Genomic DNA, 13,322 nt, shown 5'->3' with positions numbered 1-13,322 from the left:
ACGGCGCACGGGATGCGAGGAGTGATGCCGGATTTGGCGTACCTGTTGCACGCGAGAAGGAGAGTGTCCGCTGCGTGGTGAATAGGTCGACAGGGCGTAACGCTAGCGCTGGCTGGAGCAGGTCCGGAAACCGAGGTGGGAACGTTTGCGAGCTCAGGTTGGGGTTCGCTATGATGGCAGCGCTTAAGCGGAGTAGTTAGAGGGGAGTACGAGTTGCCGGGCCGGATTAGAGCGACGGAAACGAAGTGTCTCGCGATTGACCTGGGCGCGAGCAGCGGGCGCGTCGTGGTTGGGGAACTCGCGCAGGACTGCTTGCGGCTGGAGGAGATCGGCCGCTTTGCGACGCCGACGCGAACGGCGGCGGATTCGGGATATCAATGCTGGGATATCGATGCGATTGCTTCTGAGATCGAGCGAAATCTGGCGCAGGCGCGGCTCTCGAAGGGCGTGACCAGCGTTGGGGTGGATAGCTGGGCGGTCGATTACGTGCTGCTGGACGAAGACTTGAATCGCGTGGGCGTGCCGGTTTGCTATAGGGACAAGCGCACCACCGGGGTAATGGAGGATGTCTGCGGACGCCTGTCGCGGGGAGAGATCTACGGGCGGACGGGAATTCAGTTTCTGACCTTCAACAGCATCTATCAACTGGCCGCATGTCATGCGCAGACCCCGGAGTGGCTGGAGAGCGCGGCGCATTTTTTGATGATCCCGGACTACCTGCATTTTCGGCTTAGCGGCGTGCTGTCGAACGAGTACACGAACGCGACTACGACACAGCTTTGCGGTCTCGATGGGGAGTGGGACAGGTTCCTGACGCGATCGATCGGATTGAAGGATTCGCTGATGAAGACCCCGGTTGCAGCGGGGACGGTGCTGGGGGAGGGAACGGGAGAGGCACGCGGACTGAAGGTGGTTGCGCCGGCGACGCACGACACTGGCTCGGCGATTGCAGGCACGCCGATTGCGGGGCCGGATGAGGCTTACATCAGTTCGGGTACCTGGTCGCTGATGGGAATCGAGAGCATGGTTCCGATCGCGAATGAACCCGCGATGCGGATGAATTTCACGAATGAAGGCGGCATGGAACGGCGATTCAGAGTGCTGAAGAACATCATGGGGATGTGGCCGATTCAGCGGCTGTGCGAGGAGCAGAAGGTTCGGGACTTTGGGCCGGTGGTGGAGAGGGCTGCTCAGGAACAACCGTGGCGAGCAATTATCAATGTGAATGATCCGGAGTTTCTGAATCCGCGGTCGATGACGAATTCGATTCGCGAGCAGTGCCGCAGATCGGGCCAGCCGGTTCCAGAGACGATGGCGCAGCTGGCGCGTTGCGTGTTTGACAGCCTTGCGCTTTCGTATCGAATGGTGAAGGAGCAACTGGAACTGCTGCAGGGCCAGAAGCTGAGGCGCATTCGGATCGTTGGCGGGGGAAGCCGGAACGTGCTGCTTAATCAGCTCTGCGCGGATGCATGTGAATTGCCGGTGACAGCGGGTCCGGTAGAAGCTTCCGTGCTGGGAAATCTCTGCGTGCAGATGATTGCGCTCGGAGCGATTGAGAACCTGAGCGCCGCGCGTGAGCTGATTGGCAGATCGTTTGAGATGCAGGCATATCAGCCGCAGAGATCGGTGCCAGCCGATGTTGTTCTGCGGTTTGAGGAGATGATGGCGATGGACGAAGCGAGAGGACAGGCTTGCGCGTGAACGAGACGAAGATCAAGGGTGCATATGCGATCGCACGGGAGCGATATGCCGAGAACGGTGTGAACACTGAGCAGGTGCTGCGAGAACTCGATGCAGTGCCGATTTCGATTCAGTGCTGGCAGGGCGACGATGTGCTGGGGTTCGAGAGTCCTGAGGCTGGCCTGAGCGGTGGGATCCAGACGACAGGGAACTATCCGGGGAGGGCGCGCAATGCGCGTGAGCTGCGCTCGGATCTGGAACTGGCGCTCTCGCTCATTCCGGGGGCGAAGAGATTGAATCTGCATGCGATCTATCTGGAAGCGGACGGGCCGGTGGAGCGCGACAGGATCGAGCCGAGGCACTTTCAGGGTTGGATTGATTGGGCGAGGGAGCATGGGCTGGGACTGGATTTCAATCCAACTTGTTTTTCGCATCCGAAGAGCGCGCAGAACCTGACGCTGAGCCATCCGGACAATGAGATCCGCAGGTTCTGGATCGATCATTGCATTGCGTGCCGGCGTATCAGCGAGTACATGGGCGAGCAGTTGAAGACGCCGGCGATCATGAATATCTGGGTTCCGGATGGGTATAAGGACACACCTGCGGGGCGGCTGGAGCCGAGAAAGAGGCTGATTGCGTCGTTGGATGCTGTTCTTGAAGCGATGGACGGGAAGCATCACAAGGTGGCGGTAGAAGGGAAGCTGTTTGGGATTGGAGCAGAGAGCTGCACGGTGGGGTCGAACGAGTTCTACATGGCGTATGCTGCGACGCGGAAGACTCTGCTTTGCCTGGATGCTGGACATTTTCACCCGACGGAAAGTGTGGCCGACAAGATTTCGACTTGCCTCTGTTTTCTGGATGAGATTCTGCTGCATGTATCGCGGCCGGTGCGATGGGATAGCGATCACGTCGTGCTGTTCGATGATGCGACGATTGCGATTGCGCAGGAGATTGTGCGCTGCGATGGACTGAAGAGAGTGAACGTGGGGCTGGACTTCTTTGATGCGAGCATCAATCGCATCGCTGCGTGGGTGATCGGGACGCGGAACTTCAGGAAGGCGCTGCTATTTGCGATGCTGGAACCGCGGTCGGCGCTCAAGGATGCAGAAGGCAGGTTTGATTACACTGCGCGGCTGGCGTGGATGGAAGAGGCGAAGTCGCTGCCGTGGACGGCGGTTTGGGAGTACTACTGCATGAGCAAGAGCGTGCCGCCCGGAATTGAGTGGTTGGATTCTGTGCGCAAGTATGAGACAGAGGTTTTGAGCAAGCGCGGCTGAATGGCTGTCTGAGCCGGCCATCGGTGCAGGCTTGGTTGTTGGGGACAGATCAAAAGCAACTGCAGGTTTCTCCGCTCCGCCCGCTGCTTCGCCGCGGGCTCCGGTCGAAATGACACCCGTTTGCAATGCTTTGTCTATGTATGATAATTCCCCTATGATTGGGAGCTGTCTTAGCTGGCTTTCATGCCGAGGCCGACGAGATTGGCGGCGGCGATGATGATGCCCACTCCGGCGAGGAGCAGTCGGACCGACTGCTTGCGAACGCCTGCCCATTCGCCGAGAACGAGGCCTACGAGGCCTCCGCAGAGGACGTAGATGCTCATGTGGAGCATCCAGTTTACGTAGGCGCGGTCCGGAGGAATGTTTGCGGCTCCCCATGCGTAAAAGAAGAATTGGAGATACCACATGATTCCTCCGGTGGAGGCGAGTGCGGCATTCTTCATGAGGGTGGGGCTGTCCTGGTTGAGGTCGCTGCGGAGAGAGAGCCTGGGCAACACGGCCAGCCTGATGAAGCAGTAGGCGAAGTTGATGACGGCGCCGCCGCCCATGATGATGACGTAGCTGGGAAGGGCAGCGTAGAGCGGATTGACGCCAAGTGACTTCGCAGCGGCTTCCATGGGCTGAGCGGCGTCGATGGCGAAGGACATGCCGGAGGAGAAGATTCCGCAGAGCACGGCGAGGAGAAGGCCGAGACCTACGTTGAATTCCTGAAGATGGCCTTTGAGCTGAACTTCTTTCTGATGTCCGGCCCAGGAGACGATGGCGACTCCGATGAGAGCGACGAGGACTCCCGACATGGTGATGAGACCGCTGCGTGTGGTGAATAGCGCGGCGGCCTGTCCGTGCATCACGGGCGGGACCAGGGTGCCGACGATCAGGGTGACGCCGATGGCTACACCGATGCCGAGCGACATGCCGAGATAGCGCATGGTTAATCCGTAGCTGACATTGCCGACACCCCACATCGCGCCGAAAGCCGCGACGGTGAGGAGGAGGGATGCGCTCTGGGAGGAATAGAAGCTGAAGAAGCGGGGGAGCAGGACGAGACTGACTCCGATCGGCAACAGCACCCATGAGAAGAGGCCGGCAAGGGCCCAGGTGGTCTCCCATGACCACTTTCTGACGCGCTCGATAGGGGCGTAGAAGGATGCCGCCATGCTTGCACCGACGATGTGCCAACCGATTCCAGCGACAACTGATGTCATGGCGCCTTCTTTCCATTCCGCTTTACCAAAGTACCAAAGTCCAGGGTTCCCAAGGTCGCATATATGCCGTCCGTTACCTAGGTGGTAGTGATTTCGATTGAGAGCAAAAATTGGGCGTGGTATTCCCTTGGTAGTACATCCAGAGACACGCAGTTCAGGTGTGTTCCCCAGTCACGTTGAGCCGAAGAGGAGCAGGTATGAGCCAGAGGAATTACCCGCTTTCCGTAGTGCCTTATCCGATCAATCAGGCGCCCAGGGTGAAGAAGATGAGCGGTGATGACAGCGCAGAGTGGGACGCGAAATGGCTGCGTCCGAACGTGACCAGGATTCCTGAGAAGCCGGCCGTTGAGGTGTTGCAGAAGAGAGTTGCCGTCACCGCCGCAGTGCCGGAACGGCTAGCGGAGCCGGAAGAAGCGGAGAAAACGCCGATGTATCTGCGGTTCCTGCGGTGGCTGTTTCCCGAGGTTAATCAGCGTAGGGCGAAGCGCTATTCCACATCGAATCTGGTTGCGTACTACTGGACGGGAGGAGCGCCGTTTTCCTACCAGGTTGGCGATATCAGCGCGACGGGCGTTTTTCTGCTGACCAAGGAGCGTTGGGCGCCAGGTACGCTGATCCAGATGACACTGCAGCCGCAGAGCGGGAAGGTGTCGAACGACAACTCAATCTGTGTGTTGTCGGAGGTTGTCCGTTGGGGTGAGAACGGCTCCGGATTCAACTTCATCCTGAAGGATTATGAAAACCCGATGAACTACGGGCTGCAACCGAGTGAGGCTCTCGATCGCAAGACGGTGGAGCGATTCCTGCAGAGGGTGGGCGTTCCGCAACGCTGATTCGTCGAGCAGAGCAGAAAGCAAAAGAGCGCCGGTTGCCGGCGCTCTTTTTGCTTTCAGTGATCTCGTGATGGCGCGCCCTGAGAGATTCGAACTCCCGACCTTCTGATTCGTAGTCAGACGCTCTATCCAGCTGAGCTAAGGGCGCAACCTATGCGGTTTCAGGAAGAAACCTCATTCAGATTAACAGGGAATCAGCGGTGGCGCAATCGCTGGGATCAGGCCGCGGGTGTTGGCTCGACAGGCGCAGGGGGAAGCGCAACCCGGAGTTCCTCAACGACTTGGAGGCCGGCGCGGCGGACGAGCTGTGCGACAACCGAGGCGTTGAGGCGCGTGGCATCGTATTCGACGGTCACGGTATGCGCTTCTCTGTCGAAGCTCAGGCGGCGGATTCCGTACACCTCGCGCGTGTTGGCCAGGGCCAGGCTGACCGCTTCAGTAGGCGGGGCGGAGTAGCGGAAAACAACGTCGACGGTCGTCATAGGGTCAGGATAGCAGTTTGATGACTCAGTATGCGGGTTAGCGCGATCACACTCGATGACGGCTGGGGTCTATCTATTGACTCCCGCCCAAGCAGAGCTTGGACGGGGCACCCGGATTGTTGTTGATTGGATGAGGAACTACGTCTGTTTGGCGACGGCAATGGTGGCGAGTGAGCCGCCGAGCCCCATCGTTTCGACGGCGGAGGATGGAACGATCACCATGGAGCCGCGTTCCTTGATGGCTTCGTAGAGCATGTTCATGGCGCGGAGGTGGAGGGCAGTTGGGTTCTGCTCATAGGCCTGGGCGGCTTTGACGAATTTGTCGGAGATTTCAGTCTCAGCCTGGCCGAGGATGATGCGGGCCTGACGCTCGCGCTCGGCCTGTGCCTGACGGGACATCGCGTCCTGAAGAGCCTGAGGGATGCGAACGTCGCGGACCTCGACGGATTGCACGGTGATTCCCCATGGATTTGTCTTCTCGTCGAGAATGCGCTGAAGCTCTCGACCGAGCGTCTCGCGATCGGTGATCATCTGGGCGAGTTCGTGGCGTCCAATCGATTCGCGCAGCGCTGTCTGAGAGCTGAGGGTGATGGCATCGAGATAGTTCTCGACTTCGAGGATCGCCTTCTCAGCGTTCCAGACCATCCAGAAGATGATGGCGTCGACGTCGACGGGCACGGTGTCGCGTGAAAGCGTTGACTCGGCACTGACGCTGGTGACGCGCACGCGCTGATCGACGAACGGGCTGAGTGTCTCGAGCACGGGAACGATGAAGAAGATGCCTGGTCCGCGCAGTCCGACATAATGGCCCAGGCGAAGGAGAGCGACCTTCTCCCACTGGCGCACCACGCGGATGGAGTAGAGGAGATAGAGCCCGAGAATCCCGAAGACGATCGCCGGCCATTGGCGCTGGGTGAGGGCAGCGATCCACAAACCGACTGCGATGGAGATGATGAACGCTGCGATAGCAACTCCGTTGAACTGGATGTTTGCTCTTCGATTCATGATTTTCTCCCTTCGGAGGATGAGCGGAGCTGGTCGATGAGTTCCCGGACTGTAAAGCCCGCTGCACCCGCGCGGGCAATGCTGTCAGAGGCGATCTGCTCGAGCTGGCGCTGCCGCTCATCGGCGGGCCGTTGCGGTTTGGCATCGCTGATGAAGGTGCCGGTGCCCTGGTGTGTTTCGAGCAGGCCGTCGTACTCAAGCTCGCGGTATGCGCGGACGACGGTATTGGGGTTGACCTCGAGGTCCACGGCAAGCTGGCGTACCGTGGGCAACTGGTCGCCAGATGCAAGGATGCCGGCAGCAACCGCTCCGCGAACCTGATCGACAATCTGCCGGTAGACCGGCACGCCGGTATGCAGGTCGAGGTGGAGACGAAACCCGGATTTAGGGCGCCGATCCATGTGTACTACTTAGCTAGTACACCGGTTCACCGGCGATGTCAAGATTTCCTGTGCAGCGGTGGGGCAGAATTTTTTGTGGTGGATGTCGATTGGAGACACGGCCGTTCGTTGTATTCATGAAGGCGGGCAGAGTCGAGTGGATCTGCAGCGCCGAATCTGAAATCACGGAGGATCGAGTCATGAGGTTCCTGAGTATCTATATGTGTCCTGAGCGCAACACACCGCCTTCACCCGACGAGATGGCGACGATGGGCAAGCTGGTGGAGGACTGGATGAAGAGCGGCAAGCTGCTGGCGACAGAGGGCTGCCTGCCGAGTTCGCTGGGAGCGCGGGTGCGGGTCGATAATCGCAAGCACAGCGTTTCGGACGGACCCTTCACCGAGTCGAAGGAAGTGGTCGGCGGGTTTGCGATTCTCGATGCGCCATCGAAAGAAGTGGCGATCGGCTATGTGAAGGAGTTCCTGAACGTCGTGGGGCAGGGAACGTGCGAACTGCGGCAGCTCTACGACGCCAACTGCATGCCCTGCGTGCACGAGAAGGCCGAGGTAGTCGCGGCGAACTGAGGATCGAATCAAAGTTCAGCCGTGGAGAATTCGATGAGATTCATGGTGGTTGTGAAGGCTACGAAGGACTCGGAGGCGGGCGCGCCTCCGAATCCCGAGATCATGGAGGCAATGGGCAAGTTCAACGCAGAACTGATCAAGGCCGGAGTGCTGCTTGCTGCCGAAGGGCTGCAGCCCAGTTCAAAGGGTGCACGGCTGCGGATTTCCGGCGACAAGCGAACGGTGATCGACGGGCCCTTCGCCGAGACGAAAGAGTTGATCGCCGGCTTCTGGCTATGGCAGGTGAGTTCGCGGGAAGAGGCGCTGGAATGGGCAAAGCGCGTGCCTGCGCCGTTCGAAGGCGAGTCAGAGATCGAGATCCGGCAGGTCTACGAGATGAGCGACTTCGGTCGGGAGATGACGGAGAGACAGCGCCAGAAAGAGGAAGCGCTGCGTGCGCAGATCGGCCAGAGGTAACGCGTTGCGGTCGGCGATGGCGGCGTGTTGTGATCGGTAGATATGTCCGTGACCGAAACGCATCGGGCGATCGAGGCAGTGTGGAGGATCGAGGCCGCAAAGGTGATCGCGGGATTGACGCGCATCGTCCGCGACCTCGATCTTGCCGAAGACCTGGCGCAGGAGGCACTGCTCATCGCGCTGGAGAGGTGGCCGGACGAGGGCATTCCGCCAAAGCCTGGCGCGTGGCTCATGAAAACCGCGAAGCATCGGGCGCTCGATCATTTTCGCAAGGTCGATCTGAACAGCCGCAAGCACGAGGAGCTTGCGCGCGAGCTGGGCGAGCTTGAGCGGACTCCGCCGGACCTTGTGACCGCGGTGGATGATCCGATCGGCGATGACGTGCTGCGCCTGATCTTTATTTCCTGTCACCCTGTGCTCTCGATGGAGTCGCGTGCCGCGCTGACGCTGCGCGTTGTAGGCGGACTGACGACAGACGAGATCGCGCGCGCGTTTCTTACTCCGGAGCCGACCATTGCGCAGAGGATCGTCCGCGCCAAAAAGACACTCGGGCAGAAGAACATTCCATTCGAGGTGCCGCGGGGACTGGACCTGGCAGCGCGGCTGTCGTCGGTGCTCGAAGTCCTCTACCTGATCTTCAATGAGGGCTACTCGGCTACGTCGGGCGAAGAGCTGATTCGTGCGTCGTTGTGCGATGAGGCTCTGCGTCTTGGTCGAATCCTTGCTGAGCTTGATCCGCGAGAGCCCGAGGTGCACGGGCTGGTCGCGCTGATGGAGATTCAGGCGTCGCGTTCGCGAGCGCGGGTGAACGCGGATGGAAATGTCGTGCTCCTGATGGAGCAGAACCGCGCGTTGTGGGACCAACTGCTGATCCGGCGCGGGCTGGCCGCACTGGAGCGTGCGAATGCGTTGACTTCGAGGCGCGGTCCTTATCACTTACAGGCCGAGCTTGCAGCGTGCCATGCGCGAGCGGTAACGGCAGAGGCCACAGATTGGGGCAGGATCGTCGGTCTCTATGATGAGCTTGCGCGCGTCACGCCTTCGCCGATTGTGGAGCTGAACCGGGTGGTGGCTGTGGGCTTTCTGGAAGGGCCTGCAAAAGCATTGGAACTGCTTGGGCCGCTGGCGGAGGAACCGGCGCTGCGGAGTTACCACTTGCTGCCGAGCGTGCGTGGGGATCTTCTTGCCCGGCTGGGAAGAGTGGAGGAAGCTGCGAGGGAATTCGAGCGGGCCGCGGCAATGACGCGCAACGAACGGGAAAGGACCTTCCTGCTTGAGCGCGCGCGGAACGCGCGAGGTACTTCACCTGATGAAGACACGATCTAGAATGTGGGGCGAGAAAGACAGATCGGAAGCGATGCAGATGTGATCCGCATCACCAACGTGTATTAAGCGAGTGTGAAAAATCCCAGTGTTTACGGGGTTGTTTCACGAATACGTTACCGATTATTTCCATTTCCTTTGCACTGAGTTCATCTTGCTCTTACAATGCGTGCCGGATACTACTCCCGTGATTGCGCAAGGGCAGAAGGCTCCGTACGCACTCCTTGCATCGACTAACACTCATGTCGATGTTGTTGGGTCAATCCCGTTTCAAAATTCAACCGAGACACCGACCAGGCCGATCATTCATGCGGAGGTCGGGCGATACCGGCTGCGCCTTGCGGACGGACCGGTTGATCGAGAGGCAGCCTGCCGGTTGCGCTTTCGGGTTTTCAATATCGAACTCGGCGAGGGGCTGGAGAGCTCGTACGCCACGGGTATCGACACGGATCATTTCGACGTGTTCTGCGAGCACCTTCTGGTCGAGGACAAGAGCGATGGGCGCGTAGTCGGGACTTATCGCATGCAGTCGGGAGCGACGGCAGCGATGAATCTGGGCTACTATTCAGCGCAGGAATTTGAGTTTGCGCCCTATGAGCCGCTGCGAAGGGACATTCTGGAACTGGGGCGGGCGTCCATTGATGGCGATCATCGAACGCCCGAGGTGCTGACACTGCTGTGGCGCGGAATTGCGCAGTATGCTAACGAGATGGGCCTGAGATACCTGGTTGGTTGCTCGTCATTGAACTCCAAAGATCCGGCGGAAGGCTGGCAGATGTATCGCGAGCTAGCGAAGTACCGCGTAACGCCGGAGTTCGAGACGATGCCTACTGCTGCGTACCAATGCCCTACGGAGCAGCCGGCAGAGCTTGCACAGCACGAAGCGGCCGGAGATGGCGCAGTGTCGACGAAGGTGCCGAAATTGCTGAAGACCTATCTGACGATCGGAGCTCGGATATGCGCACCACCGGCATGGGATCGCGAGTTTGGCACGATCGACTTTCTGACGCTGCTCGATCTGAAGATGCTGTCGAGCGCGGCACGCAATCGGTTCCTCGCTCCGCTAACGCAATGAACTGGCGGTTTCTTCGGCGCGCTGTGGCGCTGGTGCTGGTGCTGGGAGCAGCGGTTTTTCGTTACTGGATGATCCGACTGCGTGGGCCGCTTTCGCTGGAGCGGCGCGCTCACTGGCTACATGAGACTTGCTCGCGTGTTCTCAAGAGCATGGGAATCGGCGTTGATGTCGAAGGCGAGATTCCGCGGAACGGACTTGTTGTCTCGAATCATCTGAGCTACCTGGATATCGTGATTTTGAGCGCGGCGATGCCGTGCTTTTTCGTTGCGAAGACTGAGGTTGGCGCGTGGTTCTACTTCGGCGAGGCGGCGCGCGCGGGCGGAACGCTGTTTATCGATCGCTCGCGCAGAGCAAGCGCCGAGAAGGTGGCAGCCGAGATCGGAGAGCGCTTAAAGCTGCAGGTGCCGGTCCTGTTCTTTCCGGAAGGGACGAGCACTGACGGCACGATGCTGAAGTTTCACACGAGTTTGTTCGAGCCGGCGATTCGGGACAGAGCGCCAGTGACGGCCTGCGGAATCCGCTATGTGCTGGACGACGGCAGGGCAGAGCGTGAATTGTGCTGGTACGGCGATGAGGCGCTTGCTCCCCACCTCGTGAGGACGTTGAAGGCAGCTGGGTTCCGTGCCAAGCTGCAGTTCGGCGAAGCGCGGGTGTATGCGCATCGGCGGAGCACCGCTGCAGAGACATCTGCGGAGATCGCCGCGATGCGCGCGGGGTGCTTCTCTGAGGCGAACAGCGTCCAGCATGTGTGAGACTAGCGAACGTCCTGAGCTACTCCATCGCTTTCAATAGACCTTCTGCGTCCCAGACTGGAGGGGTACAGGTTCTGGCGCGGCAAACGAGCGCCCAGGCCAGCTTTCCTTCTGGCTTGGGCACCTGCACGAGCGTCTCCGCGAGGGCGTCGGGCAGCGCGCATGCTGCGATGGTGTCCGCGGAGAGCCGAATCACTGTTTTGTTGACGGCGAAGCGAGCAGTCGCGAGCGCCTCGAGCTGATCTGCCTCGGCTCCGGTTCCGACAACAACTACCTGCGTTGGATCGAGCAGCAATCGTTCGAGCGCCAGACCGTAGCTGCCTGCGTACAGCCCGAAGTGCTCGACGATTCCTGCAAATGATTCCAGGGTGTCCTCTGCAATGTCCCGATATTCTTGGCGGCCGCTCAGCTCCTCCAGTCGCAGCAGAGCCGATGCGGCAGTCGGATTGCCCGCCGGCGTGGGCGAATCCTGAAGCGGCTTGCGTCTCGCCGTTAACGCGCCGAGAGCAACCGCACCATTCGCTGCAGTATCGAAGAACGCTCCCGCGGTCCGGTCGTAGAACCTTGCGATCATCGCATCTGCCAGCTTCACCGCTGCCTGGTAGTACCGCATCTGCGCGCTCGCGATCCATCCATCGATGCACGCGTGCACCGTCATGGCATAGTCATCGAGTGTTCCCGGCACGTCCTCCTGGGATCCCTCGCCCACGCCTCCGCCGTAAGCCACTACATGACGCAGCGCGCTGTTCCCGTCCCAGGCCTCGGCGATGATGCGGTCCAAGGTCATCAGCGCAAACCGCTTTGGATCCTCCAGGCGAAGCACCCGAGCAGCCTCCAAGTACGCTGTCACCCCCATCGCGTTCCACCCCGTGTAGAGTGTTTGATCGATAAAGGGCGTAGACCGATCTATCCGCGCCGCCAGCAGCTTGCGGTGCGCAGACGACAGCAGCCATTTGACGTCGGCCACGGCCTTGCCGGTTTTTTCCGAGACTTCCTCAATCGTGAACTTCCGGTGCAGCACATTCTTCGCGGGATTATGGTGCATGTCGCCGAGTTCGCCGATGTCCCAGTAGGGAGCTGCCACCAAAAGCTCATCCGGATCGAGAACTGCGCGCGCTTCGTCCAGCGTCCACGTGAAGTAGTCGCCGTCATCCTCAAGATTGATGTCCGCATCCTGCGACGCGTAGAATCCGCCGCGCTCGCGATCCGTCATCACTGCATCGAGCCAGCCAATGATCTCCTCGGCCGTGCTTCGAAAATCCTGATGCACGAAACTCTGGTAGGCGTGCGCGTAGTTCCGCAGCAGCTCGGTGTTGTCGTAGATCATCTTCTCGAAGTGCGGGACTACCCAACGCTCGTCGACGCTGTAACGATGAAAGCCTCCTGCGAGCTGGTCGTACACGCCGCCACGAGCCATCTGCTCCAGGGTCACGATGAACGCCTTGGTCGCTTCTTCGATTCCGCGGTTGACGCCGACCTGCAGCAAGAGATCCAGGATTGCCGGATGCGGGAATTTCGGCTGCGATCCAAAACCGCCATGCTGTGGATCAAACTGCGACACTGCAGAGGCCACAATTTTGTCGACGAGCGCCAGGTTCAAATCGCCGCCACGCGACGAGAACGACTCGTTGTGCTCAATTGCGCCCATCACACTGGACGCCGACTCGAGCGCCTCGTCACGCCGCTCTTGCCACACCTGCGACATGGTGAGCAGCACTCTGCCGAATCCCGGCCGGCCGTAGCGGTCGTCGCGGGGGAAATACGTTCCGCCGAAGTATGGCCTTCCATCCGGCGTTAGAAACGCTGTGAGGGGCCATCCGCCCTGCCCGCTGATAGCCGAGACCGCCGCCTGGTATCGCGAGTCCACATCGGGGCGCTCATCGCGATCCACTTTCACCGCCACGAAATGATCGTTGATGATGCGGGCAATCTCCACGTCTTCATACGACTCGCGATCCATGACGTGGCACCAGTGACACCACACCGCTCCGATATCCAGCAAGATCGGCTTGTTCTGCGCTTGCGCCTTCGCGAATGCGGCTTCGCCCCACGGGTGCCAGTTCACCGGCTGATGGCGCGCCGAGCGGAGATAAGAAGAGGAGGCCAATTGTAGCTGGTTCATTGCGACAGCGGTATTCGTCTGGTGCTCGTCCATGGGCCGAGGATACACGTCCCCTGGTTTGCGCTGCCAGTTGAGCTCAGGTTATGATCCCGGCTACGCGAGCGGAGCAAAGTGAAAGAGCGCTGTCGCAGCAGAGACAACTCACACT

Annotated in this window: 13 protein-coding genes and 1 tRNA gene; 8 read left to right on the top strand and 6 right to left on the bottom strand. The window is 59.9% G+C overall.

Features of this window, described 5'->3' with window-relative positions:
* Window positions 1-213 precede the first annotated feature (213 nt).
* The gene (gene rhaB, locus DHV10_RS05380; protein ID WP_109485232.1) at window positions 214-1,701 is read left to right on the top strand and encodes a rhamnulokinase; all 1,488 of its coding nucleotides are present in this window, start codon (window positions 214-216) and stop codon (window positions 1,699-1,701) included.
* Window positions 1,698-2,957 (top strand): L-rhamnose isomerase, encoded by a 1,260-nt coding sequence (locus tag DHV10_RS05375; RefSeq protein ID WP_204101328.1) that lies wholly within the window; start codon window positions 1,698-1,700, stop codon window positions 2,955-2,957. The genes rhaB and DHV10_RS05375 overlap by 4 nt, the downstream gene beginning before the upstream one ends.
* 170 nt (window positions 2,958-3,127) lie before the next feature.
* Here the strand turns inward: DHV10_RS05375 and rhaT are convergent, their stop codons facing one another.
* On the bottom strand, window positions 3,128-4,162 hold the full coding sequence (gene rhaT, locus DHV10_RS05370) for an L-rhamnose/proton symporter RhaT (RefSeq protein ID WP_109485230.1): 1,035 nt from the start codon (window positions 4,160-4,162) through the stop codon (window positions 3,128-3,130).
* A gap of 197 nt (window positions 4,163-4,359) precedes the next feature.
* Between rhaT and DHV10_RS05365 the strand changes: the two genes are divergently transcribed.
* A complete protein-coding gene (locus tag DHV10_RS05365; RefSeq protein WP_109485229.1) occupies window positions 4,360-4,995 on the top strand; it encodes a PilZ domain-containing protein in 636 nt (211 codons plus the stop codon).
* Window positions 4,996-5,066: 71 nt separating this feature from the next.
* Here DHV10_RS05365 and DHV10_RS05360 read toward each other — a convergent pair.
* The 4 genes from DHV10_RS05360 to DHV10_RS05345 form a co-directional block, all read right to left on the bottom strand.
* Window positions 5,067-5,143 (bottom strand) — tRNA-Arg (locus tag DHV10_RS05360).
* A 70-nt stretch (window positions 5,144-5,213) separates the two neighbouring features.
* Entirely contained in the window at window positions 5,214-5,477 is a 264-nt protein-coding gene (locus DHV10_RS05355; protein ID WP_109485228.1) for a hypothetical protein, read from the bottom strand.
* A 138-nt stretch (window positions 5,478-5,615) separates the two neighbouring features.
* Window positions 5,616-6,482, bottom strand: coding sequence for a slipin family protein (locus tag DHV10_RS05350; RefSeq protein ID WP_109485227.1), 867 nt, complete (start codon window positions 6,480-6,482; stop codon window positions 5,616-5,618).
* Window positions 6,479-6,883, bottom strand: a complete 405-nt coding sequence (locus tag DHV10_RS05345; RefSeq protein ID WP_109485226.1) for a GntR family transcriptional regulator — start codon at window positions 6,881-6,883, stop codon at window positions 6,479-6,481. Before DHV10_RS05345 ends, DHV10_RS05350 begins: the two co-directional genes overlap by 4 nt.
* Window positions 6,884-7,062: 179 nt before the next feature.
* Between DHV10_RS05345 and DHV10_RS05340 the strand changes: the two genes are divergently transcribed.
* The 5 genes from DHV10_RS05340 (at window position 7,063) to DHV10_RS05320 (ending at window position 11,052) form a co-directional block, all read left to right on the top strand.
* Window positions 7,063-7,446: a YciI family protein gene (locus DHV10_RS05340; RefSeq protein ID WP_109485725.1), complete on the top strand. Its 384-nt coding sequence runs from the start codon at window positions 7,063-7,065 to the stop codon at window positions 7,444-7,446.
* 33 nt (window positions 7,447-7,479) lie between these two features.
* A complete protein-coding gene (locus tag DHV10_RS05335) occupies window positions 7,480-7,902 on the top strand; it encodes a YciI family protein (RefSeq protein ID WP_109485225.1) in 423 nt (140 codons plus the stop codon).
* Window positions 7,903-7,944: 42 nt separating this feature from the next.
* Entirely contained in the window at window positions 7,945-9,228 is a 1,284-nt protein-coding gene (locus DHV10_RS05330) for an RNA polymerase sigma factor (protein ID WP_109485224.1), read from the top strand.
* A gap of 151 nt (window positions 9,229-9,379) precedes the next feature.
* Window positions 9,380-10,300: a GNAT family N-acetyltransferase gene (locus DHV10_RS05325; protein ID WP_239461295.1), complete on the top strand. Its 921-nt coding sequence runs from the start codon at window positions 9,380-9,382 to the stop codon at window positions 10,298-10,300.
* Window positions 10,297-11,052, top strand: coding sequence for a lysophospholipid acyltransferase family protein (locus tag DHV10_RS05320; RefSeq protein WP_162601213.1), 756 nt, complete (start codon window positions 10,297-10,299; stop codon window positions 11,050-11,052). The genes DHV10_RS05325 and DHV10_RS05320 overlap by 4 nt, the downstream gene beginning before the upstream one ends.
* 19 nt (window positions 11,053-11,071) lie before the next feature.
* On the opposite strand, the gene DHV10_RS05315 is transcribed toward DHV10_RS05320, so the two are convergent.
* Complete coding sequence (locus DHV10_RS05315) at window positions 11,072-13,174, bottom strand: thioredoxin domain-containing protein (protein WP_239461294.1); 2,103 nt, start codon at window positions 13,172-13,174, stop codon at window positions 11,072-11,074.
* Window positions 13,175-13,322 lie beyond the last annotated feature (148 nt).

It is taken from the genome of Occallatibacter savannae (assembly GCF_003131205.1).
GTDB lineage: Bacteria > Acidobacteriota > Terriglobia > Terriglobales > Acidobacteriaceae > Telmatobacter > Telmatobacter savannae.
This window is presented reverse-complemented; position numbering and strand designations above follow the sequence as displayed.